Origin of the sequence: Streptomyces sp. NRRL B-24572 (assembly GCF_002156145.1) — a bacterium.
GTDB lineage: Bacteria > Actinomycetota > Actinomycetes > Streptomycetales > Streptomycetaceae > Streptomyces > Streptomyces vietnamensis.
Genome location: NZ_MWIG01000216.1, coordinates 1 through 3,378, shown reverse-complemented (window position 1 = coordinate 3,378; position 3,378 = coordinate 1). Strand labels below are relative to the sequence as shown.

The following is a 3,378-nucleotide window of genomic DNA, read 5'->3' as shown; positions in this document are numbered from 1 at the left end:
GGCATGCCCCTGCCGGCCACAGGCGTCCTGTCGGCAACGACGACGGAACGCGGCATGTACGGCCTCCTGGGAGGCGGGCCGGGGCTGGCCTTCGCCGAGCTCGACACGCAGACAGGCGGCCGCCCTGTCTGGCAGGTCCCGCTGGACATCACCTGCGACCGGCCGAGCACGCCGGTGATCACCGGCCAACGGGCCTACGTCGTCTGCGGCTCCGGCGGGGTCGTCGTCGACCTCACCCGGCACGCCGTGGCCACCCGCTTCGCGCTGCCCGCCGCAGTTCCCGAAGACAGCTCCGAAGGGGCCGAGATCCTTGTGGCGGGCGGCATCGTCTATGTCCGTACGGAGAAGGGCTGGTCGTCCGTGGACGCCTACGCCACGCCGGTGTGACCCCTACCCCTTCACCTTCCTCCGCGCCCGCAGCCACTCCCTGTTCATCGCCGCGATCGACGGCAGCGGAATGCCCTTCGGGCAGGCCGTCGCGCATTCGCCCGTCAGGGTGCAGCCGCCGAAGCCCTCCGCGTCCATCTGGGCCACCATGTCGAGGACCCGGGTCTCGCGTTCCGGGGAGCCCTGGGGCAGGACGTTCAGGTGGTTGATCTTGGCGGAGGTGAAGAGCATCGCCGAGCCGTTCGGGCAGGCCGCCACGCACGCCCCGCAGCCGATGCACTCGGCGTGTTCGAAGGCCGAGTCCGCGTCGGCCTTCGGGACCGGGGTGGCGTGGGCCTCGGGGGCCGCGCCCGTGGGGGCCGTGATGTAGCCGCCGGCCTGGATGACGCGGTCGAAAGCGGAGCGGTCGACGACCAGGTCCTTGACCACCGGGAACGCGGACGCACGCCAGGGTTCGACGTCGATGGTGTCGCCGTCCCGGAAGGAGCGCATGTGCAGCTGGCAGGTGGTCGTGCGCTCCGGCCCGTGCGCGTCGCCGTTGATGACGAGGCTGCACGCGCCGCAGATGCCCTCGCGGCAGTCGTGGTCGAAGGCCACGGGGTCCTCGCCGCGCAGGATGAGGTCCTCGTTGAGGGTGTCGAGCATTTCGAGGAAGGACATGTCCGGGGAGATGCCGTCCACCGCGTAGGTGGCCATGGCGCCCTCGGTGCCGGCGTTCTTCTGGCGCCAGACGCGCAGGTTGAGCCTCATGCGTAGCTCCGCTGGGTGGGGTGGACGTAGTCGAAGGTGAGGTCCTCCCGGTGGAGGACGGGGGCAGAGCCCGTGAACTCCCAGGCCGCCGCGTACGCGAACTCCTCGTCGCGGCGGGCGGCCTCGCCGTCCGGGGTCTGGGACTCCTCGCGGAAGTGGCCGCCGCAGGACTCGGCGCGGTGGAGGGCGTCGAGGCACATGAGCTCGGCGAGCTCCAGGTAGTCGACGATCCGGTTGGCCTTCTCCAGGGACTGGTTGAACTCCTCGCCGGTGCCGGGGACCTTGATCCGCTGCCAGAACTCCTCCCGGAGCAGCGGGATGCGGGCGAGCGCCTTCCGCAGGCCCTCCTCGGTGCGGGCCATGCCGCAGTACTCCCACATGAGTTCGCCGAGTTCGCGGTGGAAGGAGTCGGGGGTGCGGTCGCCGTCGACGGAGAGGAGGAGGTGGAGGCGGTCCTCGGTCTCGGCGAGGACCTCGCGGACCACCGGGTGGTCGTCGGTGACGGGTTCGCCGTGCGGGTGGCGGGCCAGGTAGTCGTTGATGGTGGCGGGGAGGACGAAGTAGCCGTCCGCCAGGCCCTGCATCAACGCGGAGGCGCCGAGCCGGTTGGCCCCGTGGTCGGAGAAGTTGGCCTCGCCGATGGCGAAGAGGCCGGGGACGGTGGTCTGGAGGTCGTAGTCGACCCAGAGTCCGCCCATCGTGTAGTGGACGGCGGGGTAGATCCGCATGGGGACCTCGTACGGGTCCTCCGCGGTGATCCGCGCGTACATGTCGAAGAGGTTGCCGTACTTCGCCTCGACCGCGGCCCGGCCCATGCGGCGGATCGCGTCGGCGAAGTCCAGGTAGACGCCCTGTCCGCCGGGGCCGACGCCCCGTCCCTCGTCGCAGACGTTCTTCGCGGCCCGGGAGGCGATGTCACGGGGGACGAGGTTGCCGAAGGAGGGGTAGATCCGCTCCAGGTAGTAGTCGCGCTCGTCCTCGGGGATCTCGGCGGCGGGCCGTGTGTCGCCCTTGGCGTTGGGGACCCAGATGCGGCCGTCGTTGCGGAGCGACTCGCTCATCAGGGTCAGCTTGGACTGGTGGTCGCCGGTGCGCGGGATGCAGGTGGGGTGGATCTGGGTGAAGCAGGGGTTGGCGAAGTACGCGCCGCGCCGGTGGGCCCGCCAGACGGCGGTGGCGTTGGAGTTCATGGCGTTCGTCGACAGGTAGAAGACGTTGCCGTAGCCGCCGCTGGCGAGGACGACGGCGTCCGCGTAGTGGGTGGAGATCTCGCCCGTGATCAGGTCGCGGGCGACGATGCCGCGGGCCCGGCCGTCGACGACGATCAGGTCGAGCATCTCCGTACGGGCGTGCATCTCGACGTTGCCGGCGGCGATCTGCCGGGACAGTGCCTGGTAGGCGCCGAGGAGGAGCTGCTGGCCGGTCTGGCCGCGGGCGTAGAAGGTGCGGGAGACCTGGACGCCGCCGAAGGAGCGGGTGTCGAGGAGGCCGCCGTACTCGCGGGCGAAGGGGACGCCCTGGGCGACGCACTGGTCGATGATCTCGACGGAGATCTGGGCGAGGCGGTGGACGTTGGACTCGCGGGCCCGGAAGTCGCCGCCCTTGACGGTGTCGTAGAAGAGGCGGTGGATCGAGTCGCCGTCGTTGCGGTAGTTCTTGGCGGCGTTGATGCCGCCCTGGGCGGCGATGGAGTGGGCGCGGCGCGGGGAGTCCTGGAAGCAGAACTGGACGACGTGGTAGCCCTGTTCGGCGAGGGTGGCGCCGGCGGAGCCGCCGGCGAGGCCGGTGCCGACGACGATGATCCGGTGCTTGCGGCGGTTGGCGGGGTTGACCAGCTTGGCCTGGAAGCGGCGGGTGTCCCAGCGGTCGGCGATGGGCCCGGCGGGCGCCGCGGTGTCGGCGAGGGGCTCGCCGGTGGCGTATGCGAGGTAGCTCATGTCAGCTCACCACTCCGGTCATGACGGCGACGGGGACGGAGACGAAGCCCGCGGTCAGGACGAGCGCGAGGGCGTTGGCCAGGAACTTCAGGGCGCGTTCGCGGCGGGCGTTGCCGAGGCCCAGGGTCTGGGCGGCGCTCCAGAAGCCGTGGCGGACGTGGAGGCCGAGGGCGAGCATGGCGGTGATGTAGACGACGTTCCCGTACCAGGTGGAGAAGGTGTCGACGACGTTCTGGTAGGGCTTGCCCTCCTCGAAGCCGCCGGGGTGGACGGTGCCGGTGGTCAGGTCGAGGAGGTGCCAGCC

At 70.9% G+C, this 3,378-nt stretch carries 3 protein-coding genes and 1 pseudogene; 1 reads left to right on the top strand and 3 read right to left on the bottom strand.

What is annotated here, in order from left to right; all coding sequences use genetic code 11:
• Window positions 1-387: hypothetical protein (locus CCN56_RS13605; RefSeq protein ID WP_218779411.1), on the top strand; the 387-nt coding region annotated here is incomplete at its 5' end.
• Between the two features lie 3 nt (window positions 388-390).
• Here CCN56_RS13605 and CCN56_RS13600 read toward each other — a convergent pair.
• The 3 genes and pseudogenes from CCN56_RS13600 to CCN56_RS13590 all read right to left on the bottom strand — a co-directional run.
• On the bottom strand, window positions 391-1,137 hold the full coding sequence (locus CCN56_RS13600) for a succinate dehydrogenase/fumarate reductase iron-sulfur subunit (RefSeq protein ID WP_086826789.1): 747 nt from the start codon (window positions 1,135-1,137) through the stop codon (window positions 391-393).
• The gene (locus tag CCN56_RS13595; protein ID WP_086826787.1) at window positions 1,134-3,074 is read right to left on the bottom strand and encodes a fumarate reductase/succinate dehydrogenase flavoprotein subunit; all 1,941 of its coding nucleotides are present in this window, start codon (window positions 3,072-3,074) and stop codon (window positions 1,134-1,136) included. The genes CCN56_RS13600 and CCN56_RS13595 overlap by 4 nt, the downstream gene beginning before the upstream one ends.
• Before the next feature lies 1 nt (window position 3,075).
• A pseudogene (locus CCN56_RS13590) lies at window positions 3,076-3,378 on the bottom strand (succinate dehydrogenase); the annotation flags it as partial.